Source organism: Christiangramia oceanisediminis, assembly GCF_022570735.2.
In the GTDB taxonomy this organism is placed as follows: Bacteria; Bacteroidota; Bacteroidia; order Flavobacteriales; family Flavobacteriaceae; genus Christiangramia; species Christiangramia oceanisediminis.
The window spans coordinates 376,513-401,701 of the sequence record NZ_JANCNS010000003.1 but is presented as its reverse complement, the minus strand read 5'-3'; the positions used below and the strand labels follow the sequence as shown (position 1 = coordinate 401,701).

Genomic DNA, 25,189 nt, shown 5'->3' with positions numbered 1-25,189 from the left:
TATGCGGGCACTGGTAATTTCTGGAGGAGGAAGTAAGGGCGCCTTTGCAGGTGGTGTGGCTCAGTATCTCATCGAGGAGCTGGGAAGGGATTATGACCTGTATATCGGTACTTCAACCGGGAGTCTTTTAATGCCTCATATGGCACTCAATAAGGCAGAGAAAGTGAGAAAGGTTTTTACTTCGGTAAACCAGGGGAGCATTTTCAGTCTGCGTCCTTTTTTCATCAAGCGCCAGCATGGACATGAGACCATTAGCATCAACCACTTCAACGTATTGCGCAATTTTATGAGAGGACATAAAACCTTTGGCGATAGTCTTAACCTCAAGAAGCTTTTGGAAAAGACGTTTACGCGGGAGGAGTTCGAAAAACTAAAGGCCGGTCCCAAGGAATTGATAGTGACCGTTTCGAATATTTCACTTAATGAAGTAGAATACAAATCGATAAACGACTACGATTACAAGGACTTTATTGAATGGATCTGGATCTCCTGTAATTACACGCCTTTCATGAGCCTGGTGAAGAAAAATGGCTGCGAATATGCCGATGGTGGCCTGGGTTCTATGGTGCCCATTGAAGAGGCCATCAATCGTGGTGCTACAGAGGTAGACGCTATAGTGCTGCAAACCGAAGTGACCTATTTTAACAGGATGCCTTCTAAAAATGTATTTTCCTTAATCACCAACCTGTTCTCTTTTATGCTGAACCGTATAGAGAATCAGAATATCAAGATAGGGAAATTCGCAGCTGCTAATCATGATGCAATTCTAAATTTCTATTATACTCCCAGTGTTTTAACGACCAATTCCCTTATTTTTAATGAAGACAAAATGACCGAGTGGTGGGAATCTGGATTTGAATTTGCCAAATATCGAAATGAAGAAATAAACGAAATTTAAACCTTAATGCGTGCATTGGTAATATCTGGAGGGGGAAGTAAAGGCGCTTTCGCCGGCGGCGTGGCCCAATACCTTATTCAGGAGAAAAAGAGAAATTACGACCTGTTCCTGGGGACTTCCACCGGGAGTCTTTTAATCCCGCATCTGGCGGCTGGAAAGATACAGAAGGTATATGATATTTATACCAATGTCACCCAGCGAAAGATCTTCAGCGTTAATCCATTCGTGGTGAAAAAGAAGGATGGCAGGGAATATGTGACCATCAATTACTTCAACACGGTCTGGCAGTTCATCAGGTCCCGCCGTACTTTTGGAGAAAGTAAAGCGCTAAAAAGGAATATTAGAAAAAGCTTTTCCCGGGAGGATTTCGTAGAACTTAAAGGGAAGGTGAAAGATGTAGTGGTGACCGTATCTAATCTTTCCAAGAACCGGGTAGAATACAAATCTATCCACGATTTCGAATACGACGATTTTTGTGACTGGATCTGGATTAGTTGTAATTATATCCCGTTTATGAGCCTTGCTCAGAAGGATGGCTGTGAATATGCCGATGGCGGACTTGGTTGTGTAGTACCCATCCGAGAGGCGATCAAGAGAGGTGCCACCGAAGTTGATGCGATCATCCTCGAGGCCGAGAATATGGAGTATAATAAGATTCTCGGAAAAAACCCATTTTCCCTGATGGTAAATCTTTTCGGTTTTCTACTTGACCAGGTGGAATATCACGATATCGTGGAAGGCAAATTAGCTGCCATGAATAAAAAGGTGAAGCTGAATATCTATTATACTCCTACCAAGCTCACTGAAAATTCACTGGTATTCAATAAAAAAGCCATGACACAGTGGTGGCAGGAAGGTTACGAATATGCCGAAAATAAAGAAAGGGAAAAGAAGTCTGAAAGATCCTGGTTTAGGTTAGGTTTCTAACTTCTTTTTTGATGAAAGAAAGTGCTGCGCTGGAAGGAGGTTCCTTTTCCATCAAATTCTTAAGTACCACTTCTCTATATTGATCGGTGTTGCCAAGTTCTTTTTTAGCTGAAGCATTTCTTAGCAGATTTATGGTGGCATTCTTTGCCGTTTTTACATAATCCCAGCAATCGGTGCTCACGTATATCTGTTGCGCAAGGTTATGCTCGAATTCCTGCTCGATAGTTGCAATTAGTAAGCTGGCATACTGAACCGGGTCTTCAGAAGTAGGCTTAACCCTGAATAAAAGGTTTCCTGGAGAAATCCTTTCAAGAAATAAGGTGAGTCTCTCATATGCCTGGAGCCTGATTGGAAGAGAGGTTTTTTGGTTTTCCCTCATTAAGTGGAACCTCCTTCGGCCTTCCTCACTTTTAAAATAAGAGCTGAAAAAGTAAAAGCTCACCAGGCCAACTATAACGGCAGGGAGGATTGCATAGATGAGGTCCAGAATTTCTGTTTGGTTCATGAAAGATCTGTTTTCAGGATTTCAAAGTTAAATGAAATAGTGAAGTATACAAGCTTCTTCCTGTTATGGCGATCTCAAAATTTCACCAGCCGGTAATCTTCATTTTGTAACTGCACCAGGGCTGTCATGGCCGATAGGGCAAATTTCACAGGCTTACTGGCCTTTTCTTTGGTGACTTTGTGATGGGCGGCACTTTGCCCGCATAGGATTATTTGCACTCCTTTTTCAGCAAGGGCCTTTATGAGCGGCAGGTTTGGGTTAGCTTTTGTATTCGGGAATTTTTCGGCATAGAACTCATCTTCCAGCACGTCAAAAACGGCGTTCCCGTGTAAAACCAGGGCTACTTCCATATTTTTAGGATCAACTCCCGCTTTTTCGTGCATGTTTAGAAAACGTGCTGCCGTTTCGATGAGCCTGTTTGGTTGTTCAGGGTCAAAACTTCGGTCTATGTCCAGTACCATTTTAAGTTTTGAGCTGGTATAGGTTTTAAAACCGGGGCTTGGAACCGTGAAGGTTTTTCCATATTCGGGTATCACGTTTCCAGTGCCGTATTCCTGGGAACAGGCGATACCGGTTATTAGCAGGCTACAAAGCAGTAAGGTGTTTTTCATAGTTTCAGCAAAAAGTTTGAAAAAGCTAAAGATATTAAAATAGAAAAAGCCGAATTGGATATCCCGTGCCTGTTCAAAAAACGGCCGGGTTTGGGTTTATTTTTTTGAGCATTTTGGTTACCTTTCAGCATTTAAAAACGGAGAAAATTTGGAAGCTTATTTAGCGGAATTGAATGATGCACAGAGGGCTCCGGTGCTGCAAAAAGACGGGCCCATGATCGTAATTGCCGGCGCTGGGTCGGGAAAAACCAGGGTGCTTACCTACAGGATCGCCTACCTGATGAACCAGGGAGTTGATGCCTTCAATATTCTATCACTTACATTTACCAATAAGGCTGCACGGGAAATGAAGCAGCGTATCTCGAAGATCGTTGGCAGTTCAGAAGCGAAGAATCTCTGGATGGGTACCTTTCATTCGGTTTTTGCCAAGATCCTAAGGTTCGAGGCCGATAAGCTGGGATACCCTTCCAATTTTACCATTTACGATACCCAGGATTCTCATAGCGTGATCCGTGCAATCATTAAGGATATGAGGCTGGATAAAGATGTTTACAAGTATAAACAGGTATATAATCGAATTTCGTCCTACAAGAACAGCCTGATCACGGTAAAAGCCTATTTTCAGAATCCTGAATTGATGGAGGCCGATGCGATGTCTAAGAAACCGCGTTTGGGCGACATTTATAAAGAATATGTAGATCGCTGCTTTAAGGCGGGCGCGATGGACTTTGATGACCTTCTTCTGAAAACGAATGAATTGCTGAACCGTTTTCCGGAAGTATTGCACAAATATCAAAGCAGGTTCAAATATATCCTCGTGGATGAGTACCAGGATACCAACCATTCACAGTACCTTATCGTTAGAGCCTTGTCTGATAAATTTCAGAACATTTGCGTGGTGGGCGATGATGCCCAGAGTATCTATGCCTTTCGCGGGGCGAATATCAATAATATCCTGAATTTCCAGAAAGATTATGATAATGTACAGATGTACAGGCTGGAGCAGAATTATCGCTCTACCAAGAATATCGTTAACGCCGCGAATTCCATTATCGATAAGAATAAGACCAAGCTGGAGAAGGTGGTTTGGACGGCGAATGATGATGGACCAAAGATCATTGTTAACAGGTTGCTTACCGATGGTGAGGAAGGGCGTTATGTTGCCAGTTCTATTTTTGAGAACAAAATGCAGAATCAGCTGAATAACGGTGACTTTGCCATTTTGTACCGAACCAACGCACAAAGTAGGGCGATGGAAGATGCCCTAAGAAAAAAGGATATTCCTTACAGGATATATGGAGGACTTTCCTTTTATCAAAGAAAAGAGATCAAGGATGTGCTGGCCTATCTAAGGTTGATCCTGAATCCCAAGGATGAGGAAGCTTTGAAACGGGTGATCAATTATCCCTCACGCGGGATTGGGCAAACTACGATGGATCGCCTGGCAGTTGCAGCCAACCAGAGAGGTATCTCCATTTTTGAAATTATTGAAAGCCTTGGCCAGGTCGATCTGAAGATCAATCGCGGTACTCAAACCAAGCTGGAAAATTTCGTGAACATGATCAAAAGCTTCGCGATCATGAACGAGACCAGCGATGCTTTTCAACTGGCTGAAACCGTAACCCGTAAGACCGGTCTGGTTCAGGAACTAAAAAAAGATGGAACTCCGGAAGGAATAGCCCGAATTGAAAATATCGAAGAATTATTGAACGGGATCAGGGATTTCGTGGAAGGCCAGAAAGAACTGGCAGATGCTAGCGGTTCACTTTCAGAATTCCTGGAAGACGTAGCCCTTGCAACCGATCTGGATAAAGATACCGGCGATGACGACCGGGTAGCATTGATGACCATTCACCTGGCTAAAGGACTCGAATTCCCTTACGTTTATATCGTTGGAATGGAAGAAGATCTGTTCCCTTCTGCCATGAGCATGAATACCCGTAGCGAACTGGAGGAAGAGAGAAGGCTATTCTATGTTGCGCTTACGCGCGCCGAGAAACAGGCTTACCTAACTTATACCTTATCCAGATATCGCTGGGGGAAACTGGTGGATGCAGAGCCAAGCCGATTTATTGAAGAGATCGATGACCAATACCTCGATATGATGGTTCCGCAGGACGATTATAAATATAAACCGCTTATTGACACCGATATCTTCGGGGATGAGGTGGATAAAAGTAAATTGAGGAGAAGTAAACCTAAAAATGGAACACCACCGCCGTCTCATAAACCTTCGGAAGAGCAGCTTAGAAAACTTCGGAAGCTGAAACCGGCAGGTCCGGAGCCGGAAAAAGCAAGAAATAACATTGAACTTACTGAAGGTAATGAAGTGGAGCATATGAGGTTTGGTAAAGGAAAGGTCTTGAAGATCGAAGGCATAGGCCAGGATAAGAAAGCTGAAATAGATTTCGAGGAAGGCGGAATAAAAAAACTCCTCCTTAGATTCGCTAAATTAAAGGTTCTTACCTAGAATAGTGCAGTTAAACTTCTGTTATAGAAAGCCGCCAAAAGCGGCTTTCTTTTTACCTTGAAAGGAAAAAATGATTCGAGAAGGAAGTAAGGTAAAATGGAACTGGGGAAATGGTACTGCAACCGGAAAGGTTATTTCAACCTATACAGAAAAGGTGACCAAAACCATCGATGGCAATGAGGTTACCCGTGAGGGAGAAGAGGGAGATAAAGCCCTGTATATTGAGCAGGAAGACGGGAGCAAGGTATTAAAATCTGAGAGCGAAGTAGAGAAGGTAAATGAATAATTCGGTTCCTGATTTTAGAGTACGACATCTTAATTTCTAATTTATTTAAAAAACCAACCCATTATGGCAGCTGAATTATTAAGAATTTATGACGAAAATCCTGCTCCGAAACATATCAATAAAGTAGTAGAGGTCCTTAAAAAAGGAGGGCTTATCATCTATCCTACTGATACTATCTATGGCCTTGGGTGTGATATCACGAACGTGGCCGCCCTTGAAAAGATAGCTCAATTAAAGAACGTAAAGCTGGAAAAGGCAAACTTCTCCTTTGTATGCGAAGACCTGAGCAACCTTTCAGATTACGTGAAACAGATCGATACAGCCACTTTCAAAATTTTGAAGCGCTGTTTGCCCGGTCCTTATACTTTTATTCTGCCCGGAGGTAATAACCTTCCTAATGTCTTTAAAAAGAAAAAGACGGTTGGGATCAGGGTTCCAGACAACAATATTTGCCGTGCTATTGTAAGTGGCCTTGGTAATCCAATAGTTTCCACCTCGATTCGCGATGAAGATGAGGTGCTGGAATACAGCACAGATCCGGAGCTGATCAAAGAAAAATGGGGTAACCTGGTAGATCTGGTGATAGATGGCGGTTACGGAGACAATATTCCTTCAACAGTGATAGATCTTACCACTCCCGAACCAGAGATCATTCGTGAAGGCAAAGGAAGCGTGGATATCTTGTAGAAGAATTCAAAAACTAACAGGAAGGATCTGGATAATGATCCAAGTTGAAACTTCCTTTTATAAAAAAAGCCCTGCAGTTGCAGGGCTTTTTAATTTATGTCTTTAGAAAAAATCTTACTCCTGGTTAGAAGTAGCTTTTTCCATTCCGTCTTCGATCATGCTGTAGAACTGGTCAAGTTTTGGAAGTACCACGATTCTGGTTCTTCTGTTCTTAGCTCTACCTTCAGCAGTTTCGTTAGTAGCAACTGGCACATAGTAACTTCTACCTGCAGCAGTCATTCTAGCTGGTTCTACACCAAATTCTTCCTGAAGAACTCTTACAACAGAAGTTGCACGTTTTACAGATAGATCCCAGTTGTCTTCGAACATGTTAGTGCTGATTGGCTTGTCATCGGTATGACCTTCAACCATAAACTCGATGTTTGGCTTGTTCTTAACTACAGTAGCAACTTTACCAAGTACTTCTTTCGCACGTGGGGTAATGTTGTAACGTCCACTGTCAAATAAAAGCTTATCTGAAATAGATACGTAAACCACACCTTTCTCAACGTTGATTTCGATATCCTCGTCGCTCATGTTTCCTAGAGCTCCTTTAAGACTTGTTACAAGGGCAAGAGTTACAGAATCTTTCTTGTTAATTGCATCCTGCATAGAACGGATTGCAAGATCTTTTTCTTTGATGCTTTCTAGTGAACGCTCAAGGTTTTCAGCTTCTTTCTTTGAAAGGGTCGCAAGATCTCCAACGTTGTTCAATAAAGCAGCATTGGTGTTGTTCAATCTTGAGATTTCAGAATTCATTCTCTCTTTTTCATCGAGACAGGAATTCAACTTAACGGTAGCTGTATTTAATTGATCCTGAGTTTCTCTTTGCTTTGCTTCCAGTTCATTGTATTTTTTCTGTGAAACACATGAAGAAAGCAAAATGGCAGCCGTTGCCGACAAAAGCATGATTTTTTTCATAACTCGTTTCTTATAAATTTTAAATTGTTAGATGCGCCAAAAATATCAAAAAAATAATAAGAGGGAAAGCTATTTTAACAAATCATTCAGGATTTATTTTTTTAGTTCACTAAATTTATTTTTATGCTGGATAAAATGCTCGTAAACTATGGAGTTTATGAGGTTGTAATCCCTGTAAAACCGGGATTTTTTTCTCTTTTTATGTATGTGGAAAAACTTGCGATAAAAACTGCCATGGGCTCTCAGAATTGCAAAAAAGTGATTCCATTTTCCTTCGGTAAGGAACTTGACCCCGGCTATCCCATCTAATACCATTCGCATTAAAATGATGAAATAGACTTTTGGACTCTCAATATTCTTCAAAAGAAGGTAGAGGCTATTCCTGAAATTAAGGTAAGTCTTCATAGGGTTCATATTGGCCAGCGTTGCTCCTCCTACATGATAAATCCTGGATCTTCCTGCAAATTTTATTCGGTACCCCATGTTCTGAAGCCTCCAGCAAAGATCGATCTCTTCCTGATGAGCAAAGAAATCCTCGTCCAGTCCTTCTGCTTCCCTGAAAGCCGATTTTCTTATAGCCAGGCAGGCGCCGCTTGCCCAGAAAATATACGCATCTTCATTGTACTGCCCATGATCCTTTTCCAGCTCCTGGAAAATTCGGCCTCTACAAAACGGATATCCGTAAGCATCGATAAAACCTCCTGCCGCACCGGCATATTCAAAATGATCTTTTTTCTTATAATCAAGGATCTTGGGTTGAACTACTGCTGTTTGTGGTTCTTTTTCAAAAATTTGAAGAATAGGTCCAAGCCAGCCAGGGCTAACTTCCACATCAGAATTCAATAAAATAAAGATATCTTCGTCCAAATCTCTGAGCGCCTGGTTGTAACCGCCCGCATAACCGGCATTAGATGAGTTCTGAATGATTCTGATCTCGGGGAATTCGGCTTTCAGAAACTTAACTGAACCGTCTGTTGAGGCATTATCTGCAACATAGATAGTTGCTTCTTCAGAATTTTGGATCACAGATGGTAAGAACTGCCTGAGCAATTCCTTTCCATTCCAGTTCAAAATGACGACGGCTGTTCTCATTGTTGCTTGTATTGAGGAAGTTCTTTTAGAAAGATATAGGTTTCATTTTCATAATCGAGTTTGCAGAAAAAATGCTGAAGGCCGTTCGTGACCATTAAGAATTCGGCCTGTAAACTCATGTTATAGCGCGCGATCTGGTCAAAGGTGTCCTGTGTGATCTTCACAGATGGTGCCTTGCATTCCACGACGATCTTGATTTTTCCGTCAGGTTCAAAAACCACGATGTCATAACGTTTGGTTAATCCTGCCAGTTTGAGCTGCTTTTCAACATTTATAAGGCTGTAAGGGTATTTTTTTTCTTCCTTTAAGAACTTAACGCAATGTTGCCTCACCCATTCTTCCGGAGTGAGAATGATAAATTTTTTCCTTAGATCGTCAAAAACGGCTATTTTATTTTGACTATTTTTGAACCGAAACGAATACGAAGGAAAATTCAGTTTTTGCATAGGCCAAAAGTAATAAAGTTTATTGCAGGCCTCCAATTAATGTTTTTCTCAAAAAAAGCCATATAGATCCAATATGGATGAAGCCAGGAAGATTGTAAGTGATATTCAAAAAGGAGATATAAAACCCATTTATTTCCTAATGGGGGAGGAACCCTATTATATAGACCGGATTTCGGAATATATCTCGGAAAACATTTTAAGCGAGGAGGAACAGGGTTTTAACCAGATGGTGATCTATGGAAGAGACACCACGGTAGATGATATCGTGAGCAATGCCAAACGCTTTCCCATGATGGCAGAGCGCCAGGTGGTCATCGTAAAAGAGGCCCAGGACCTTTCCCGTACCATTGAAAATCTCACTTCTTATGCTGAAAATCCGCAACCAACAACGGTGCTGGTGGTTTGCTATAAGTACAAGAAACTGGATAAACGAAAAAAACTGATCAAGGCCATCATGAAAAATGGGCTCGTGTTCGAAAGTAAGCGGCTTTATGAGAACCAGGTAGGAGACTGGATCATGAAGAATATGAAATCCCGCGGATACAGTATTTCCCCAAAAGCATCCCAGATGCTGGTTGAATTCCTGGGTACCGATCTTGGCAAGATCGATAATGAACTTACCAAGCTACAGCTCATTTGTCCTAAAGGCAGTACGATAGATCCTGAAACCATTGAGCAGAATATCGGGATAAGCAAGGATTTCAATAATTTTGAGCTAAGAAATGCCATAGGTGAGAGAGATACGGTTAAGGCCCACCGAATCGCAAATTATTTCGCACAGAATCCAAAGGATAACCCGCTTGTCATGACGACCTCGCTTTTATTCTCCTATTTTTCACAGATCCTGCAATATCATGGATTACCAGATAAATCCAAGGGTAGCGTGGCCAAACAATTAAAGATCAGTCCGTACTTTGTCAAAGATTACGTGGTGGCCGCAAGAAATTATCCTATAAAAAAAGTTAGCCAGGCGATCAGCCTGATCCATGAAACCGATGTCAAAGGAAAAGGAGTGGGTGCCGGTAATGTCCCGGATGGTGATCTTTTAAAGGAACTGTTGGTAAAAATAATGAATTAGGGATGAGCACGATTTCTTCCTGGATTGGAGCCGCAAGGCTAAGAACGCTGCCGCTATCCATTTCGGGTATTTTGGTAGGTAGCAGTATAGCCTGGAGGGAAGGCTTCTTCGATATCGCTATTTTTAGTCTTGCGTTGGGAACAACACTTGGTTTACAGATCTTATCGAATTTTGCCAACGACTATGGCGATGGTGTTAAAGGGACCGATAATGATGAACGCTTAGGCCCTTCAAGGGCTATTCAAAGCGGGCTCATCACTCAAAAAGATATGCTGGCAGCCATCGTTATAACAGCTGTTACTACATTGTTGTTAGCAGTTTTGCTTATCTACGCTTCATTTGGAGAAGAAAATATACTGGAGGCACTGTTCTTCTTTTTCCTGGGAATTGGTGCCATCATTGCGGCCATGAAATATACCATGGGTGATTCGGCTTATGGATACAGGGGCTTAGGGGATATTTTTGTTTTTATTTTCTTCGGGCTGGTTGCTGTTTATGGATCATACTACCTGTACAGCCATGAACATCATTTAATAAGCCTTTTTCCAGCGGTCTCCATAGGATTGCTTAGCGTTGCGGTTCTAAACCTGAATAATCTCAGGGACCGGATTTCAGATGAAAAATCAGGAAAGATGACCCTGGTCGTAAAAATGGGAGAAAACCGGGCCAAGGACTATCATTATACGCTAATTCTTGGGGCATTGTTCTGCCTCGTGGTCTATTCAGTAATTACCTCGAGCGACCTTAACGATTTCCTGTACTTGCTGGCTTTTATTCCGCTTATCTTTCACCTTCACAGGGTAGTTAATAACCAGGATCCCAAATTGCTGGACCCGGAATTGAAGGTTGTTGCCTTATCTACCTTTGGAATTGCGCTTCTTTTCACCGTGGGGCTTCTCTGGTAAAAAATCTCAGATTAACAAAATTATATAGGTTTTCGCTGAATGGTTTTTATTCTAATTTCTATTTTTATAGAGAACCGAAAAAATTAGACGATGAAAATTACTTTTTACGGGCAAAATAGCCTGGCCATTAAAATTGGTGATATCGATATTATTGTGGATCCATTCATCACCGGGAACGATCTGAGCAAAGATAAAGTGGATATCATGGACCTAAAAGCCGATTATATTCTGCTTACGCACGCTCACCAGGATCATATCCTGGACGCCGAAGCGATTGCTAAAAATACCGGCGCCATGATTGTTAGTAATTTTGAGATCGCTAACTATTATGAGGATAAAGGTTTTGAAGTGCACCCGATGAACCATGGTGGAAGCTGGGATTTTGAATTCGGAAACCTGAAATACGTGAATGCCATCCATACCAGTTCCTTTCCAGATGGAAGTTATGGTGGCCAACCAGGTGGGTTCGTGATAGAAGGCGAACATAAGAACCTTTATATAGCCGGGGATACCGCACTTACCATGGATATGAAGCTGATCCCGATGCAAACCAAACTTGATCTTGCCGTTTTGCCAATTGGAGATAACTTTACGATGGGTGTGGATGATGCTATTGTTGCCAGTGACTTTATCGAATGTGACAAGATCCTGGGTTGCCATTACGATACTTTTGGATATATCGAGATCGATCATGAAGAGGCCAAGCGCAAATTTTATGAAAAAGGAAAAGATTTGATGTTGCTGGAAATCGGCGAATCCATCGAATTGTAAAATGATCTTTTCATCATTGGATTATTAGGTACCTGATTTAGATAGTTGGAAACTGAGTAGAGCTTTTTGTGAGGAAGTTGATGAATAACTCTAAAATTTCCGGAATGAGATAAGTTTGGAATAAATCGATTAAGGAGGGGAAGTCTTCCTGGAAATAGCGATTGGTTCCTGTTACGAGATCGAATCTCAATTGATATTTTCAAATGATCTTGGATTTATTACTGAAGTTGATCTTGAAAATCTACAATCCAAATTATTAAGTTTGGAAGCAGAATAACCAATACGCTCTAATAATCCTACAATCCAAAAATTCAAATGACCGCCAGTTACAAAAAATACATACTCAAATTCAAACGCCCCAGTGGAACTTCCCGGGGCGTTCTTACTGAAAAAGAAACCTGGTTGATACGAATAAGCGATGGAAACCGGGAAGGTTTTGGAGAATGCGGAATTCTTAGAAGTCTTAGTTATGACGATCAGCCGGGCTATGAAGATCAACTGAAATGGGTATGTGAAAATATTCACCTGGGGAAAGATCAACTTTGGGAAAGGCTCCGTGAATTTCCAAGTATTCAGTTTGGAATTGAAATGGCTTTTAAAAGCCTGGAAGCCGAGGATCCCTTCCTGTTATTTCCTTCAGAATTTACTGCCGGGAAAGACTCTATTCCTATCAATGGGCTGGTCTGGATGGGAGATAAGGAGTTTATGAAAGAACAGATTACCCAGAAAATCGAGTCTGGTTTCAAGTGTATCAAATTAAAGATTGGTGCCATCGATTTTGACACAGAAGTTCAACTTCTTAGATCGATCAGGGATCATTTTTCAGCAGAAGAGATCGAACTTCGGGTAGATGCCAATGGAGCGTTCAGGCCGGAGGAGGCACTTTCAAAACTGGAAAGGCTGGCTAAATTACAAATTCACAGTATCGAGCAGCCTATAAAACAGGGGCAGGTAAATGAAATGGCCGAACTCTGCCGAAAAACACCGTTACCAATTGCGCTTGACGAAGAACTTATAGGGGTTTTGACTGTAACAGAAAAAGCCGAACTTATACAAACTATAAAGCCTCAATATGCTATTTTTAAACCCAGCCTTATTGGCGGGATAAAAGGCACTACCGAGTGGTTGGAGAGCTGTAATAAAAATAGGGTAGACTGGTGGATAACGAGTGCCCTGGAAAGCAATATTGGCCTTAATGCGATCGCGCAATGGACCTATACATTGAATTCAAGCATGCCACAGGGTTTAGGAACTGGTAGTTTGTATACCAATAATATAACAAGCCCACTGGAGGTTAAGAACGGAACTATTCAATATAACCCAGCAAAGAACTGGGAATTTAAATTTTAGAACATATGTTTATTAGTCAGGTTTACAGGTTTAAATATGATTTTTGGAGATATATCATTGGAACCCTTGTAGTCATCGCGGGAATCGTATTAGGGCAATTTCCGTTCCTGATTGCTCTCTTTCTGGAAAAAGGAGCTGAAACTCTAAGTATGAGTGAGTCTGAAATGATGACAGCCTTAGATTCAAATTATTTCCTGTTTTATATGTTACTACCCTTTGCTGTGGGTCTTGCCGTCCTTCTTTTTCTGGTTCCCAAACTACATGGCCAGCCCATTACGGCACTAACAACAGCAAGGAAGAAGATAGACTGGGGTCGTTTCTGGTTCGCTTTTGGTCTACTCGCCGTATTCATTATTCTAACAACCGCCGGAGATTATTGGGCAAATCCCGAAGATTATCTGTACAATTTTCAACTGGTGCCCTTCCTTATCTTATGTGTGGTAGCCATTCTTTTTGTTCCGCTGCAGACCAGTTTTGAAGAATATTTTTTCCGCGCATATCTCATGCAGGGTTTTGGAACCCTTGCCGGAAACAGGTGGGTTCCGCTTTTGGTGACTTCCCTGATCTTTGGAGGCCTGCATTTTCTGAATCCTGAGGTGACCAAACTCGGTAATATTATTATGATACATTATATCGGTACAGGCTTTTTCCTGGGAATCATGACCCTGATGGATGAAGGGATCGAGCTGGCCCTGGGTTTTCACGCAGCGAACAATCTTTTAACAGCGCTCATCGTAACTGCCGACTGGACTGCGTTCCAAACCCATTCCATTTTTAAGGATGTCTCTGAACCGTCTTTAGGCTGGGACGTTTTGATCCCGGTTCTGGTCATCTATCCCTTGTTCCTGTTCATCATGGCCAGGAAATATGGATGGTCTAACTGGAAAAACAAGATCTTTGGAAAGGTTGAAAAACCAATGCCTGTTGAGGCTTCTGAATTTTAAGTTTTTTAAACCCGGATTCAGCGCCTGGCAGAATTTCAGAAATTTTGGATAATTCCTATTTCCTAAAACTTTAACAACAAAGTTTATCATTTCGTAGCAATTTGTTAACTTTAAGTAAGATGGGATTTATCAATTTAGCTTAAGATGGCAGAAAAGTATAAAGTACCTGAAACACATCCAGATTTCAGGTTAAACAGGTTACATTTTTCAAATAGCGAATTGAAGCAGGTTGCTTACAGTTTGATAAAGGAGGGAGAGCCTTTTGAAGAACAAATAGGCAGCTTCCTGCTGGACTGGCTGCGGCCAACTTCCTATATCGAGGTTCATACCTCGGGTTCCACCGGTAAGCCCAAAAAGATCAGGCTAAAAAAAGAGCATATGGTAAATTCGGCCATGGCAACCGCGCGCTTTTTTGATCTTCCGCCAGGCACCACGGCACTTCTTTGCTTGCCGGTAGATTATATCGCCGGTAAAATGATGCTTGTGAGAGCTATGTTCTGTGGTTGGCACCTGGATACGGTACCGCCATCCTCAAATCCTCTGGACCAGGTTTTTAAGGTCTATGATTTTTCTGCAATGACTCCCTTTCAGCTTGATAATTCGATCGCACGGCTTCACCTGGTTAAAAAACTGATCATTGGTGGAGGAACAGTCTCTCCTCGTTTGGTGAAAATGATCGCAGATGTTGATTGTAAGATCTTCGAAACCTACGGAATGACCGAAACCTGTAGCCATGTTGCGGCAAAACGTCTCAATTCCAAAAAGAAAAAGAAAAACGGGGAGCGACCTTTCAAATTACTACCAAATATCACGATCTCCCAGGACGAAAGAGGTTGTCTTATCATCAAGGCTCCCAACCTGCATGATGAAGAGATCGTTACCAATGACGTGGTTGAGATCCTTACTTATAAAAAATTCAGGTGGAAAGGCCGATACGATAATGTGATCAATTCCGGGGGTATTAAGATTTATCCTGAAGAGATCGAAAAAAAGCTGAATAAAAAGCTGGATCGCCGGTTTTTTGTCACCTCTATGCCAGATGACGCGCTTGGGGAACAACTGGTCCTGTTTGTTGAAGATGATTTTTCTGAAGACACCATTGCCGAACTTCACCAAACCATCAGGGAAATGAAAACCCTTGGTAAATATGAAAAACCCAAAAAGATCTATCTAATCGAGAAATTCGAGGAGACGCCAAACGGTAAGATACATAGAGAGAACACCTTGAAAAGCAAGGTTTCATAATTTCGGAATGATCAGGCCCAGTATTCTCATAGCATTCATATCCCTTTTATTCGTGAAAAGCATTTTTGATTTTAATAGTGAAACCGATCTTTCCAGGTGGAAGATTGTAGAAGACCAGGTTATGGGCGGCGTTTCCACGGGAAAATTCTATCTCAACGATGAAGGTCATGCTGTCTTTACAGGAAGTGTTTCCCTGGAAAATAACGGAGGTTTTGTTTCTGTGGATTACGATATGCCAAAAACGGAAATAGGCGAATATAAATTTGTAGCCATTCGGTTGAAAGGTGATGGCAAGAATTATCAGTTACGCGTGAAAAATGATGACCAGGTTTATTATTCCTATAACTACGAATTTAGAACCTCGGGTGAATGGGAAGAGGTGCAAATTCCTCTTAGTAAAATGTCACCAACCTACCGCGGGCGAAGTTTGGACAAACCTGATTTTAATCATTCCCACCTGGACCAGTTAACTTTCCTTATCGGAAATAAGAAAAATGAAGATTTCCGACTTCTTATTGATAAGATCGAATTGAAATAATTTTCTCATCTTAGTTGTCCTAATCTACACACCTATTTATGAAAAGGATATTCTTCGCAGTTTTTATGCTGTTTTCTATGTTGGCAAATTCTCAGGTTCTTGCCGAAAGAGAACGTTCCAAATTGATTGATGAGATATTGAAGGAGCGCTTTAATAATGTTCTGCCGTCACTCATGGACAGGACAGAGATAGATATGTGGGTGATCATTTCACGGGAATATAACGAAGACCCTGTTTTAAAGACCATGTTACCATCCACATGGCTAAATGCGAGGAGACGTACTATTCTTGTTTTTAACAGGGAAAATGATTCTATTGAAAAACTGGCTATCGCTCGTTACAATATCGGCGATAATATTCAGTCTGCCTGGAACAAGGAGGAGCAGCCAGATCAATGGCAGGCCCTGGTAGATATGATATCTGAAAGAGACCCGGAAAGGATAGGCCTGAATTTTTCTGAACATTACGGAATTGCCGATGGCCTGGTAAAGACCGATCATGATGAGTTCATGCAGGTTTTACCTGAAAAATATAAAGAAAGAATTGTTTCTGCTGAAGATCTTGCTGTGGGCTGGATCGAAACCCGAACCTTCAGGGAAATGGTGCTCTACAGTCAGCTTGTTGAGATCACTCGTGACATTATTGCCGAAGCCTTTAGTACTGAAGTGATTCAGCCCGGGGTTACCACCACAGATGATGTGGTTTGGTGGATGCGCCAGAAGGTGACCGATATGGGCCTGGAAACCTGGTTCCATCCTACCGTGGATATTCAGCGAAGTGACGAGGCCCTGGTTGACCATATTACCGCCTTTTCTGATGAAAAAGGCAATAAGGTCATCATGCCAGGTGACCTGATTCATTGTGATTTCGGGATCACCTATTTAAGGCTGAATACCGACTGCCAGCAAATGGCCTATGTGCTCAAGGAAGGTGAAACCAGCGCACCGGAATTCCTTCAGCAGGCATTTAAAAAAGGAAATCAATTACAGGATATACTTACTTCAAATTTTGAGACCGGAAAAACCGGGAATGAAATTTTGAAAAAGAGTCTCGAGGAAGCCAAAGCTGAAGGTTTAAAACCATCCATATACACCCATCCGCTTGGTTTGTATGGACATTCTGCCGGGCCAACCATTGGAATGTGGGACCAGCAGGGAGGTGTTCCGGGTTCCGGGGATTACAAACTTTTTGAAAATACTGTCTACGCGATCGAACTGAATACCGAAGTGGAGGTTCCCGAATGGGGCAAGGATATCCGGATCATGCTGGAAGAAGCGGGTTACTGGGGAGAGGAAGGATTTCGCTATGTGAATAAGAGACAAACCGATCTTATGCTAATTCCTTCGGAAGAAGCTCAAAACTAATTAAAGCTCAAATCGGGCCTAATATCCCATCTTCATTATATAGTCTGCGGAATGTTTTCCGGAGCCATAAAAGATGAAGAAAATGGTAAATGCCATTACTACAAGCGCTAGAATCAGGTTGGAAACATTCATGATTCCTACGAAATTGATCATGATCGCACCTAAAAGGATTGGGATCTGTGCTATCAGAGCCCATCTGGTAAGGAGTCCGAATGCGATAAGGATTCCACCTACCAGGTGAGCCGGTGCCACATAATGTATCACCAGCATGACCCCGCCATAACCTTTAAGCGGATCGATCAACTCTACAAGGGTTTCAGTCTGAGAAATGAACTGCAGGCCTTTAATAAAAAAGAATACTCCCAGTGCAATTCTCAACACATCCAGCCAGTAGTATGTATGTGCATTGGCCCATTTATTAAGAGATTTTACACTTAACATAACGGGTTGATTTATTTACTTAAGTTACTGAAAATTATTGTTTTAAGTAAATATACCAGTTACCAATTCAGGCTGGCCAAAATAAAAAAACCGGTTGATGGAATAAGCAACCGGTTTAGATAAAAGATAATTTCTATTCTTAAATGAAGCTGTTTTCTATATAGAACTCCAGGTCGTTAACTCTGATCTCTTTGGGATCTTTAACGTCCGCTTCAAGAATCTTCCAGTCCGAGGTGGCATTCAACCTGGTCTCCTGGTCGTTAATAAACACATCCACGGGCATTTTGAAATCAGTCACATCTGCTTTCCAGCGATATTCGATATTTCCATCTTTCTTTTGAAATTGAAGTTCTGGTAATGCAGCATGTCTTAAATACTGGTCAAATACAGGTTGCAGATCCACCTTTGTTGCTTTATTGAAGAAATCTTCAGTGTCTTGAGTGGTAATGGTTTTATGTTTGAAGGTTTTGGTATAATCTCTTAACGTGTTCCACCATAATTCATCGTCATCGTAAATACTGCGGATCATATTAAGCAAATTCGCACCTTTAAAATACATATCGCCCGAGCCTTCAGAATTGACTCCGTAATCCCCGATGATGCTGCTCCTGTTGCCAAGGTTCCTCCTGGTGCCTTTCAGGTATTCCTGGGCATCCTTTTTTCCCCAGTTGCATTCGATATGTATGGCTTCGGTATAAGAAGTAAAGCCTTCCTGAATCCACATATCGGCAATATCCTTCGCGGTGATCGAGTTTCCATACCATTCGTGTCCGGATTCATGCACGATGATGTAATCCCACCTCAAACCGATCCCTGTTCCTGAAAGATCATTACCGAGATAACCATTTACATATTTATTTCCGTAAGCCACGGCGCTTTGATGTTCCATCCCCAGGTATGGGGTTTCAATAAGTTTGAAACCGTCTTCCTTGAAAGGATAGGGACCCATTTTTTCATAAAAGCATTCCATCATTCCCTGTACCTGTTCGAACTGCTCTTTTGCTTTTTCCAGGTTATAGGGCAACACATAATAATCCAGGTCCAGATCCTTATAGGTATCAGAAAAGTGAGTGTAGTTGCCGATATTAATCATAATATTATAATTATTGATCGGGTTGACCACTTTCCATCTCCATTCGGTAAATCCATTGCCAAGATCGGTCTTACCGGTAAATCTGCCATTCGAAACGTTCATAAGACCGTTTGGTGCAGCGATATCGATCTGGGCAGCTTCAGGTTCATCGCTTTGATGATCCTTGTTAGGATACCATAAACTCGCACCGGTTCCCTGAACGGCCACTCCTATCCATGGATTTCCATCATCATCCTGATCCCAGACGAATCCGCCATCCCAGGGCGCATTTTCAGCTTCAATAGGATTTCCATGGTAATAGAATTCAATAGAATCTGTAATCGACTTCTTTAGTGGAGTTTCGAATTGAACGAAAACAGCATTGAATTTGCGCTTATAATCAAGCTTTTTACCTTGATGCATAATGGAGTCTATTTCCATGTTTTCAAAAAGGTCCAGCTGCATTACCGGCAGTTCTTCTTCCACCTGGAAAGTAATGACGTTGGAACCGGAAATGAATTTACGTTCCGGCTCCACCTTTAATTTTAAGTGGTATTTTTTAACGTCAAAATTCGTGCGTTCAGGTCTTAAGGAACCTCTCAATGAATCTGCTTCGGTATATTCAGAATGATTGGAACCCACCACCTGCGCCTGCATAGTTACGATTGAAAGAATCGCGAACAGGCTAAAAATTAATCTTTTCATAAATAGATCAGGTTTGAATCACACCAAGGTTAAAATCCTTTTCGATAGGCGCATGGTTCGCAGCCTCAATTCCCATGGAGATCCATTTACGGGTATCCATAGGATCTATGATCGCGTCTGTCCATAACCTGGCTGCCGCGTAATAGGCCGAGGTTTGTTCGTCATATTTGGCTTTCAGCTTTTCGAAGACTTCTTTCTCTTTTTCTTCATCAACCTTTTCACCCTTTTTCTCCATGGCCGCAGTTTCGATCTGAGCAAGTACTTTTGCAGCCTGGGTGCCGCCCATTACTGCAAGTTCGGCACTAGGCCAGGCAGCAATCAGTCGGGGATCATAAGCCTTTCCGCACATTGCGTAATTCCCGGCTCCATAAGAATTTCCAAGAATGATCGTGAATTTAGGAACTACCGAATTGCTTACTGCATTGACCATTTTCGCACCATCTTTAATGATTCCGCCATGTTCACTTTTACTGCCCACCATAAACCCGGTAACATCCTGAAGGAATACAAGCGGAATTTTTTTCTGGTTACAGTTCGCGATGAATCTGGTAGCTTTATCGGCAGAATCGGAGTAGATCACCCCGCCAAACTGCATTTCTCCTTTCTTGGTCTTGACGATCTTTCGCTGGTTGGCCACGATTCCTACTGCCCAGCCGTCGATCCTGGCGTAACCGGTGATGATGGTCTGGCCGTAACCTTCCTTATATTCTTCAAATTCTGAGTCATCAACAAGCCTGTTGATGATCTCATGCATGTCATACTGGTCGCTTCGTTTTTTTGGCAGGATGCCGTAGATCTCTTCTGGATCTAGTTTTGGTTTTTTTGGTTTGGAATGGTTGAAGCCTGCCTTGTCAAAATCACCCATCTTATCCATGATATTCCTGATTCGGGTCAGCGCATCCTTATCGTCTTTCGCTTTATAATCGGTAACACCGCTAATTTCACTATGAGTGGTAGCGCCACCAAGCGTTTCATTGTCTATACTTTCACCAATCGCGGCTTTTACCAGGTAACTTCCAGCCAGGAAGATACTTCCGGTCTTTTCAACGATCAGCGCTTCATCGCTCATGATGGGGAGATAGGCTCCACCAGCGACACAGCTTCCCATAACAGCAGCGATCTGGGTAATTCCCATGCTGCTCATCACTGCATTGTTTCTGAAAATCCTTCCAAAATGTTCCTTATCAGGGAAGATCTCATCCTGCATAGGTAGATAAACCCCGGCACTGTCTACGAGGTAGATGATCGGCAGCCTGTTCTCGATAGCGATCTCCTGTGCACGCAGGTTCTTTTTTCCTGTGATGGGGAACCATGCCCCGGCTTTTACCGTAGCATCATTGGCTACCACGATACACTGCTTGCCAGAAACATATCCAATCTTCACCACCACACCTCCGCTTGGACAGCCTCCATGTTCCTTATACATGCCGTCACCCGCAAAAGCACCAATTTCAATAGCTCTGGACTCGTCATCAAGCAGAAAATCGATTCGTTCCCGGGCAGTCATTTTTCCCTTTGAATGGTGTTTTTCGATTCTTTTCTCGCCTCCACCTAATTTGATCTTTGCAAGTTTATGCTTTAAATCAGAAACTAATAGTTTATTGTGGTCTTCATTTTTATTGAAGTTGATATCCATTTATTTGAAGTTTTTTTCAAAATTCTAAATTTTCTGACGGAATTCCTTCCGAAATATTCAGTATTCTAAAGAATTTTTGTGAATTTTAATTTATCATAAGCATTGGCTAAAATACAAAAACAGAAGAACTCTGCAGTTTCGAGTCGAGTCATTAAAATAGCCGATATTTGTATAAAGCATGGAATATGGGAATGAATAAGAATACTATTTTTAGCTGGGCTTCCTTTTTGATGTTCCTGGTTGGTACTGCCCTGGTTTTACTGGGGGTATTGAAGTATAAAGAATACGCCATCGGTTTTTCAACGACCGGGATCGGGTTCTTTTTTATTTCCTGGGTTTTCAATGCTTTAAAAGGTCGCGTTTAATGAGTACCGAAAAGCAAAGACGGGAACAATTGGTTAAACACCTTAATGGTGGAATGGCCTTTCAGAGCATTGACAATTTCGTGGATAATCTGAATTTGGAACAGGTAGGGACCAGGCCTGATGACCTGCCCTATTCATTTTACGAAATATTCTACCATATGCATTTTGCCCAGAAGGATATTCTGGACTATTGTTTTTCTGAAAAGTATACTGAACATAAATGGCCAGACGATTACTGGCCCGACAGCCAGGAACCGGAATCTGAAGAGTCCTGGGAGGAGCTTAAATCTGAATATTTTCAGGATCGGGAAAAACTTCAGGATTACATTCTCGATCTGGAAAACGACATAGATAAGCCGGTAAAAAATTCAGAAAAGCACAGCCTGTTTCGGGAAATTCTTCTAATAATTGAACACAATGCCTATCATACAGGTCAGTTGCTGGTAATTCAAAGATTATTAGGAGCATACTAAGCCTGAATTTTCTGAAAATTTCAGGATATTTGCGTGTTCAAAAATGAATAGAATTTTAATTTAAAATATATGTCAGACGATAAGAAAGTGATTTTTTCGATGTCTGGGGTAACCAAGACGTTTCCCCGGGCAAACACACCTGTACTGAAGAATATATACCTGAGTTTCTTTTACGGTGCCAAGATCGGTATCCTTGGATTGAACGGTTCAGGTAAATCAACCCTTTTACGAATCATTGCCGGAAAGGATCAGAATTACCAGGGAGATGTTGTTTTTTCTCCTAATTACAGTGTGGGAATGCTGGAGCAGGAGCCGGAGCTGGATGAGGACAAGACCGTTCTTGAAGTTGTGAAGGAAGGAGTTGCGGAAACGGTAGCTATTCTTGATGAGTACAACAAGATCAATGATATGTTCGGTTTACCTGAAGTTTATGAGGATGCAGATAAGATGCAAAAGCTTATGGACAAACAGGCCGAGCTTCAGGACAAGATCGATGCTTCTAATGCCTGGGAACTGGATACCAAGCTGGATATCGCTATGGATGCTTTGAGAACTCCAGATCCGGACAAGAAAATTTCGATTCTATCCGGTGGGGAAAGAAGAAGGGTAGCGCTTTGCAGATTGTTATTACAGGAACCGGATGTTCTACTGCTGGATGAGCCTACCAACCACCTGGATGCAGAATCGGTTCACTGGCTCGAGCATCACCTTCAGCAATATAAAGGAACGGTGATCGCGGTTACTCACGACCGTTATTTCCTTGATAATGTTGCCGGATGGATCCTGGAACTGGATAGGGGAGAAGGAATCCCATGGAAAGGAAACTATTCTTCATGGCTGGATCAGAAATCGAAAAGACTTGCACAGGAACAAAAACAGGCGAGCAAGCGTCAGAAGACACTGGAGCGCGAGCTGGAGTGGGCGAGAATGAATCCGAAGGGGAGACAGAGCAAGCAAAAGGCAAGGCTTAAGAACTATGACAAATTATTGAGCCAGGACCAGAAACAAATGGACGAAAAACTGGAGATCTATATTCCAAACGGTCCACGTCTTGGTACTAATGTGATCGAAGCTAAAGGCGTAAGCAAGGCTTTTGGTGATAAATTGCTGTATGAAGATCTAAATTTCAACCTTCCGCAGGCCGGAATTGTTGGGATCATTGGACCAAACGGTGCCGGTAAGACCACGATCTTCAAAATGATCATGGGCGAAGAAGAGCCAGATAAAGGTAGCTTTGAAGTAGGAGAGACCGCTAAGATCGCCTATGTAGATCAAAGCCATTCCAATATCGATCCTGAGAAAACGATCTGGCAGAATTTCAGCGATGAGCAGGAATTGATCATGATGGGTGGCCGCCAGGTGAATTCAAGAGCTTACCTAAGCCGATTCAATTTCAGCGGAAGCGAACAGAATAAGAAAGTAAATATGCTTTCTGGTGGGGAAAGAAACCGTTTGCACCTCGCCATGACCCTGAAGGAAGAAGGAAACGTGCTATTGCTGGATGAGCCAACGAACGACCTTGATGTTAATACCTTAAGGGCGCTTGAAGAAGGATTGGAGAATTTTGCGGGTTGTGCCGTGGTGATCTCTCACGACCGTTGGTTCCTGGACAGGATCTGTACACATATCCTCGCATTTGAAGGCGATTCCCAGGTTTATTTCTTTGAAGGAAGTTTCTCAGATTACGAAGAAAATAAGAAAAAACGATTGGGCGGAGATATCATGCCTAAGCGTATCAAGTATAAGAAGCTGGTTAGATAATAACCTGTTTTTCGATCATGATTATAACAAAAAGGAGCTGAATTTTTTTTCAGCTCCTTTTTTTATTGGTTAAATACCTCATTTATTTTTTCGGCATCGGGCCGCGAAGGTGAATGATCAATCCGTCCAGGAAGTTCCTCAGGAACTGGTCTCCGCATTCCATATACTTTTCGTGCCCCTCTTTTCGGAATATGGCGCCAAGCTCGCTTTTCGAAACATTAAAATCTACCAGTTTGCATATTTCTACGATATCGTCATTAGTGAGTTTGTGAGCCACTCTTAGTTTTTTAAAAATGTCATTATTGGTAAGTGCCATATCAGGAAGTTTTTTGAAGTTCGAATTGTGAGGCTAATTGGGTCGCTTTTTCTATGTCATCCTCATTTTTGATGACCTCTTTTGCGTCATTCAGTAGTTTACCGGCTTCTTTGCGAAGATATTTTGAATAACGGGTGTCTTCGCTTTGTTGACTTTCCAGGTAATAGAACATCAGCAATAATTTTTGAACCAGGATAATATCATGCTTACAATAAGTTCTAATGGATGCCATGATATTATATAAAAGGTCCTCAAAGTCTATAGTATTCATCTTTATATAAACCTTCTCATCTCTCATGATCAGGCTTTGGTCTTTCTTGCGCATTCGCAGCGCCAGCAATTCTGTAAGGTAATCAATACCATTGATGGCTGTTCCAGGGTCATTGATCCCGGGTGACATGGCCTTTACGATGATCTCCGTGATCTGCTTGAAGGCGAGTGTGTAATTATCGGCTACCAGTTCCTCTCTTGAAAAATTGAAATTGGTAAGGATTGCTTTAACGGTTTCTTCCTCCAGTTCCTTATTGCATCGAAACAATGGGATACCGTTGAGAACAAAAATACCCTTGACTGGTAAAATATGAATCTTCAGGTCTTCCTTTTCACAAAGGTCTACCAGGTTGGTAAAAGAGATGTTCTGAAGGTACCCGCTTTTTTTACTGTGATATTCTTTCCAGTCTTCTGTCTCCGGGAAATCTGATCGTTGTTTTTCCTCTGTATCAATTAATTGAGTAAGTCGGCTTTTGGCTGTTTCAAAAATATTCTGAAGGATGTTGCTGATCTGGATACTCTGGGAAATATTATGGATGAAATAAATGAACGCATAAATACTCACTACAGTTTGAAGTATTCCCAGAAGCACCGCGAATCCTGGCGTTTGATATTTATTCCCGGTAGGCTGAATAGCAAAAAGAATGAAAATGCAATAAAGTATGGTAAAAAGATAAATACCCAGGATAAACTGGTGCCTGCGGTCACTAATCAGCCCCGGCAGTAGTCTTGGTGAAAAATTACTGGATGCCTGGCTCAGTAAAAGCATCACCATGGAAAAACTGAAGACAACCATGGAGATCAACCCGGTAATTAGCGAGCTTAGGATGGTCATTGCTGTATCGCCATTGTTTACGACCAGGACAGGAATATGATCGAGTAAATACCTAGAAACACCCTTGTTTTCAAGCCATAACATGAAAAAGGCAAAATTGAAACCCAGAAACGCAAGTAAGGTAGGATAAAAGGCAATTTTGCTTTCAAGTACATTAAAAAAGGAAATAGTTCGATTATAAAGCTGTTTCATAGGTGTAGCGTAAGCAATTTTAAAGTTAAGCAATCTTCCATAAGCG

General features: G+C 41.8%; 27 protein-coding genes. 17 read left to right on the top strand and 10 right to left on the bottom strand.

Annotated elements, in window-relative coordinates; translation table 11 throughout:
• Position 1 precedes the first annotated feature (1 nt).
• The gene (locus MKO06_RS14545; protein ID WP_241552799.1) at positions 2-898 is read left to right on the top strand and encodes a patatin-like phospholipase family protein; all 897 of its coding nucleotides are present in this window, start codon (positions 2-4) and stop codon (positions 896-898) included.
• A gap of 6 nt (positions 899-904) precedes the next feature.
• Positions 905-1,825: a patatin-like phospholipase family protein gene (locus MKO06_RS14540; RefSeq protein ID WP_241552797.1), complete on the top strand. Its 921-nt coding sequence runs from the start codon at positions 905-907 to the stop codon at positions 1,823-1,825.
• On the opposite strand, the gene MKO06_RS14535 is transcribed toward MKO06_RS14540, so the two are convergent.
• Together MKO06_RS14535 and MKO06_RS14530 are read right to left on the bottom strand one after the other, a co-directional pair.
• A complete protein-coding gene (locus MKO06_RS14535; protein ID WP_241552796.1) occupies positions 1,809-2,330 on the bottom strand; it encodes a DUF7935 family protein in 522 nt (173 codons plus the stop codon). The genes MKO06_RS14540 and MKO06_RS14535 overlap by 17 nt on opposite strands.
• Positions 2,331-2,404: 74 nt before the next feature.
• Complete coding sequence (locus MKO06_RS14530) at positions 2,405-2,941, bottom strand: DsrE family protein (protein ID WP_241552795.1); 537 nt, start codon at positions 2,939-2,941, stop codon at positions 2,405-2,407.
• Between the two features lie 148 nt (positions 2,942-3,089).
• On the opposite strand from MKO06_RS14530, the gene MKO06_RS14525 reads away from it, so the two are divergent.
• From MKO06_RS14525 to MKO06_RS14515, 3 genes are all read left to right on the top strand, one after another.
• Complete coding sequence (locus MKO06_RS14525; RefSeq protein ID WP_241552794.1) at positions 3,090-5,411, top strand: ATP-dependent helicase; 2,322 nt, start codon at positions 3,090-3,092, stop codon at positions 5,409-5,411.
• A 70-nt stretch (positions 5,412-5,481) separates the two neighbouring features.
• The gene (locus tag MKO06_RS14520; protein ID WP_241552792.1) at positions 5,482-5,697 is read left to right on the top strand and encodes a hypervirulence associated TUDOR domain-containing protein; all 216 of its coding nucleotides are present in this window, start codon (positions 5,482-5,484) and stop codon (positions 5,695-5,697) included.
• 63 nt (positions 5,698-5,760) lie between these two features.
• Entirely contained in the window at positions 5,761-6,384 is a 624-nt protein-coding gene (locus MKO06_RS14515; protein WP_241552791.1) for an L-threonylcarbamoyladenylate synthase, read from the top strand.
• A gap of 114 nt (positions 6,385-6,498) precedes the next feature.
• Here MKO06_RS14515 and MKO06_RS14510 read toward each other — a convergent pair whose 3' ends face one another.
• The 3 genes from MKO06_RS14510 to MKO06_RS14500 all read right to left on the bottom strand — a co-directional run bounded on the left by MKO06_RS14510 (position 6,499) and on the right by MKO06_RS14500 (position 8,882).
• On the bottom strand, positions 6,499-7,344 hold the full coding sequence (locus MKO06_RS14510) for an OmpA/MotB family protein (protein WP_241552788.1): 846 nt from the start codon (positions 7,342-7,344) through the stop codon (positions 6,499-6,501).
• Positions 7,345-7,437: 93 nt separating this feature from the next.
• Complete coding sequence (locus tag MKO06_RS14505) at positions 7,438-8,436, bottom strand: glycosyltransferase family 2 protein (protein ID WP_241552787.1); 999 nt, start codon at positions 8,434-8,436, stop codon at positions 7,438-7,440.
• Positions 8,433-8,882, bottom strand: coding sequence for a type I restriction enzyme HsdR N-terminal domain-containing protein (locus MKO06_RS14500; protein WP_241552786.1), 450 nt, complete (start codon positions 8,880-8,882; stop codon positions 8,433-8,435). Before MKO06_RS14500 ends, MKO06_RS14505 begins: the two co-directional genes overlap by 4 nt.
• A gap of 73 nt (positions 8,883-8,955) precedes the next feature.
• Here MKO06_RS14500 and holA point away from each other — a divergent pair, with 73 nt between their 5' ends.
• The 9 genes from holA (at position 8,956) to MKO06_RS14455 (ending at position 17,077) form a co-directional block, all read left to right on the top strand.
• Entirely contained in the window at positions 8,956-9,960 is a 1,005-nt protein-coding gene (gene holA / locus MKO06_RS14495; RefSeq protein WP_241552785.1) for a DNA polymerase III subunit delta, read from the top strand.
• 2 nt (positions 9,961-9,962) lie between these two features.
• A complete protein-coding gene (menA, locus tag MKO06_RS14490; protein ID WP_241552782.1) occupies positions 9,963-10,865 on the top strand; it encodes a 1,4-dihydroxy-2-naphthoate octaprenyltransferase in 903 nt (300 codons plus the stop codon).
• A 90-nt stretch (positions 10,866-10,955) separates the two neighbouring features.
• On the top strand, positions 10,956-11,636 hold the full coding sequence (locus MKO06_RS14485) for a metal-dependent hydrolase (RefSeq protein WP_241552781.1): 681 nt from the start codon (positions 10,956-10,958) through the stop codon (positions 11,634-11,636).
• Between the two features lie 148 nt (positions 11,637-11,784).
• Positions 11,785-11,913 (top strand): four helix bundle protein, encoded by a 129-nt coding sequence (locus tag MKO06_RS14480; protein ID WP_279346464.1) that lies wholly within the window; start codon positions 11,785-11,787, stop codon positions 11,911-11,913.
• A 38-nt stretch (positions 11,914-11,951) separates the two neighbouring features.
• A complete protein-coding gene (locus tag MKO06_RS14475) occupies positions 11,952-12,986 on the top strand; it encodes an o-succinylbenzoate synthase (RefSeq protein WP_241552780.1) in 1,035 nt (344 codons plus the stop codon).
• 5 nt (positions 12,987-12,991) lie between these two features.
• Positions 12,992-13,930 (top strand): CPBP family intramembrane glutamic endopeptidase, encoded by a 939-nt coding sequence (locus MKO06_RS14470; RefSeq protein WP_241552779.1) that lies wholly within the window; start codon positions 12,992-12,994, stop codon positions 13,928-13,930.
• A 144-nt stretch (positions 13,931-14,074) separates the two neighbouring features.
• Complete coding sequence (locus MKO06_RS14465; RefSeq protein WP_241552778.1) at positions 14,075-15,175, top strand: AMP-binding protein; 1,101 nt, start codon at positions 14,075-14,077, stop codon at positions 15,173-15,175.
• A gap of 7 nt (positions 15,176-15,182) precedes the next feature.
• Entirely contained in the window at positions 15,183-15,713 is a 531-nt protein-coding gene (locus tag MKO06_RS14460; RefSeq protein WP_241552776.1) for a CIA30 family protein, read from the top strand.
• Positions 15,714-15,751: 38 nt separating this feature from the next.
• Positions 15,752-17,077 (top strand): M24 family metallopeptidase, encoded by a 1,326-nt coding sequence (locus tag MKO06_RS14455; protein WP_241552775.1) that lies wholly within the window; start codon positions 15,752-15,754, stop codon positions 17,075-17,077.
• Between the two features lie 18 nt (positions 17,078-17,095).
• Here MKO06_RS14455 and MKO06_RS14450 read toward each other — a convergent pair whose 3' ends face one another.
• The 3 genes from MKO06_RS14450 to MKO06_RS14440 all read right to left on the bottom strand — a co-directional run bounded on the left by MKO06_RS14450 (position 17,096) and on the right by MKO06_RS14440 (position 20,931).
• A complete protein-coding gene (locus tag MKO06_RS14450; protein WP_241552774.1) occupies positions 17,096-17,518 on the bottom strand; it encodes a DoxX family protein in 423 nt (140 codons plus the stop codon).
• A 139-nt stretch (positions 17,519-17,657) separates the two neighbouring features.
• Positions 17,658-19,295 (bottom strand): M1 family metallopeptidase, encoded by a 1,638-nt coding sequence (locus tag MKO06_RS14445; RefSeq protein WP_241552773.1) that lies wholly within the window; start codon positions 19,293-19,295, stop codon positions 17,658-17,660.
• A gap of 7 nt (positions 19,296-19,302) precedes the next feature.
• Positions 19,303-20,931, bottom strand: coding sequence for an acyl-CoA carboxylase subunit beta (locus tag MKO06_RS14440; RefSeq protein ID WP_241552772.1), 1,629 nt, complete (start codon positions 20,929-20,931; stop codon positions 19,303-19,305).
• A 185-nt stretch (positions 20,932-21,116) separates the two neighbouring features.
• On the opposite strand from MKO06_RS14440, the gene MKO06_RS14435 reads away from it, so the two are divergent.
• From MKO06_RS14435 to ettA, 3 genes are all read left to right on the top strand, one after another.
• Complete coding sequence (locus MKO06_RS14435; protein ID WP_241552855.1) at positions 21,117-21,296, top strand: CAL67264 family membrane protein; 180 nt, start codon at positions 21,117-21,119, stop codon at positions 21,294-21,296.
• Positions 21,296-21,769 (top strand): DinB family protein, encoded by a 474-nt coding sequence (locus MKO06_RS14430; RefSeq protein ID WP_241552771.1) that lies wholly within the window; start codon positions 21,296-21,298, stop codon positions 21,767-21,769. Before MKO06_RS14435 ends, MKO06_RS14430 begins: the two co-directional genes overlap by 1 nt.
• Before the next feature lie 69 nt (positions 21,770-21,838).
• Entirely contained in the window at positions 21,839-23,530 is a 1,692-nt protein-coding gene (ettA, locus tag MKO06_RS14425) for an energy-dependent translational throttle protein EttA (protein WP_241552770.1), read from the top strand.
• An 82-nt stretch (positions 23,531-23,612) separates the two neighbouring features.
• On the opposite strand, the gene MKO06_RS14420 is transcribed toward ettA, so the two are convergent.
• Complete coding sequence (locus MKO06_RS14420) at positions 23,613-23,846, bottom strand: DUF1456 family protein (protein ID WP_241552769.1); 234 nt, start codon at positions 23,844-23,846, stop codon at positions 23,613-23,615.
• A 1-nt stretch (position 23,847) separates the two neighbouring features.
• The gene (locus tag MKO06_RS14415; protein ID WP_241552768.1) at positions 23,848-25,143 is read right to left on the bottom strand and encodes a DUF2254 domain-containing protein; all 1,296 of its coding nucleotides are present in this window, start codon (positions 25,141-25,143) and stop codon (positions 23,848-23,850) included.
• Positions 25,144-25,189: the final 46 nt, after the last annotated feature.

What these genes read in the sequence shown, in the direction of transcription:
- MKO06_RS14475 (WP_241552780.1), top strand. Translation starts at nt 11,952, where the DNA reads ATGACCGCCAGTTACAAAAAATACATACTCAAATTCAAACGCCCCAGT.
- MKO06_RS14545 (WP_241552799.1), top strand. Translation starts at nt 2, where the DNA reads ATGCGGGCACTGGTAATTTCTGGAGGAGGAAGTAAGGGCGCCTTTGCA.
- MKO06_RS14450 (WP_241552774.1), bottom strand. Translation starts at nt 17,518, where the DNA reads ATGTTAAGTGTAAAATCTCTTAATAAATGGGCCAATGCACATACATAC.
- ettA (WP_241552770.1), top strand. Translation starts at nt 21,839, where the DNA reads ATGTCAGACGATAAGAAAGTGATTTTTTCGATGTCTGGGGTAACCAAG.
- MKO06_RS14440 (WP_241552772.1), bottom strand. Translation starts at nt 20,931, where the DNA reads ATGGATATCAACTTCAATAAAAATGAAGACCACAATAAACTATTAGTT.
- holA (WP_241552785.1), top strand. Translation starts at nt 8,956, where the DNA reads ATGGATGAAGCCAGGAAGATTGTAAGTGATATTCAAAAAGGAGATATA.
- MKO06_RS14445 (WP_241552773.1), bottom strand. Translation starts at nt 19,295, where the DNA reads ATGAAAAGATTAATTTTTAGCCTGTTCGCGATTCTTTCAATCGTAACT.
- MKO06_RS14430 (WP_241552771.1), top strand. Translation starts at nt 21,296, where the DNA reads ATGAGTACCGAAAAGCAAAGACGGGAACAATTGGTTAAACACCTTAAT.
- MKO06_RS14415 (WP_241552768.1), bottom strand. Translation starts at nt 25,143, where the DNA reads ATGAAACAGCTTTATAATCGAACTATTTCCTTTTTTAATGTACTTGAA.
- MKO06_RS14470 (WP_241552779.1), top strand. Translation starts at nt 12,992, where the DNA reads ATGTTTATTAGTCAGGTTTACAGGTTTAAATATGATTTTTGGAGATAT.
- MKO06_RS14505 (WP_241552787.1), bottom strand. Translation starts at nt 8,436, where the DNA reads ATGAGAACAGCCGTCGTCATTTTGAACTGGAATGGAAAGGAATTGCTC.
- MKO06_RS14455 (WP_241552775.1), top strand. Translation starts at nt 15,752, where the DNA reads ATGAAAAGGATATTCTTCGCAGTTTTTATGCTGTTTTCTATGTTGGCA.
- MKO06_RS14435 (WP_241552855.1), top strand. Translation starts at nt 21,117, where the DNA reads ATGGGAATGAATAAGAATACTATTTTTAGCTGGGCTTCCTTTTTGATG.
- MKO06_RS14535 (WP_241552796.1), bottom strand. Translation starts at nt 2,330, where the DNA reads ATGAACCAAACAGAAATTCTGGACCTCATCTATGCAATCCTCCCTGCC.
- MKO06_RS14465 (WP_241552778.1), top strand. Translation starts at nt 14,075, where the DNA reads ATGGCAGAAAAGTATAAAGTACCTGAAACACATCCAGATTTCAGGTTA.
- MKO06_RS14500 (WP_241552786.1), bottom strand. Translation starts at nt 8,882, where the DNA reads ATGCAAAAACTGAATTTTCCTTCGTATTCGTTTCGGTTCAAAAATAGT.
- MKO06_RS14515 (WP_241552791.1), top strand. Translation starts at nt 5,761, where the DNA reads ATGGCAGCTGAATTATTAAGAATTTATGACGAAAATCCTGCTCCGAAA.
- MKO06_RS14460 (WP_241552776.1), top strand. Translation starts at nt 15,183, where the DNA reads ATGATCAGGCCCAGTATTCTCATAGCATTCATATCCCTTTTATTCGTG.
- menA (WP_241552782.1), top strand. Translation starts at nt 9,963, where the DNA reads ATGAGCACGATTTCTTCCTGGATTGGAGCCGCAAGGCTAAGAACGCTG.
- MKO06_RS14520 (WP_241552792.1), top strand. Translation starts at nt 5,482, where the DNA reads ATGATTCGAGAAGGAAGTAAGGTAAAATGGAACTGGGGAAATGGTACT.
- MKO06_RS14530 (WP_241552795.1), bottom strand. Translation starts at nt 2,941, where the DNA reads ATGAAAAACACCTTACTGCTTTGTAGCCTGCTAATAACCGGTATCGCC.
- MKO06_RS14420 (WP_241552769.1), bottom strand. Translation starts at nt 23,846, where the DNA reads ATGGCACTTACCAATAATGACATTTTTAAAAAACTAAGAGTGGCTCAC.
- MKO06_RS14485 (WP_241552781.1), top strand. Translation starts at nt 10,956, where the DNA reads ATGAAAATTACTTTTTACGGGCAAAATAGCCTGGCCATTAAAATTGGT.
- MKO06_RS14510 (WP_241552788.1), bottom strand. Translation starts at nt 7,344, where the DNA reads ATGAAAAAAATCATGCTTTTGTCGGCAACGGCTGCCATTTTGCTTTCT.
- MKO06_RS14540 (WP_241552797.1), top strand. Translation starts at nt 905, where the DNA reads ATGCGTGCATTGGTAATATCTGGAGGGGGAAGTAAAGGCGCTTTCGCC.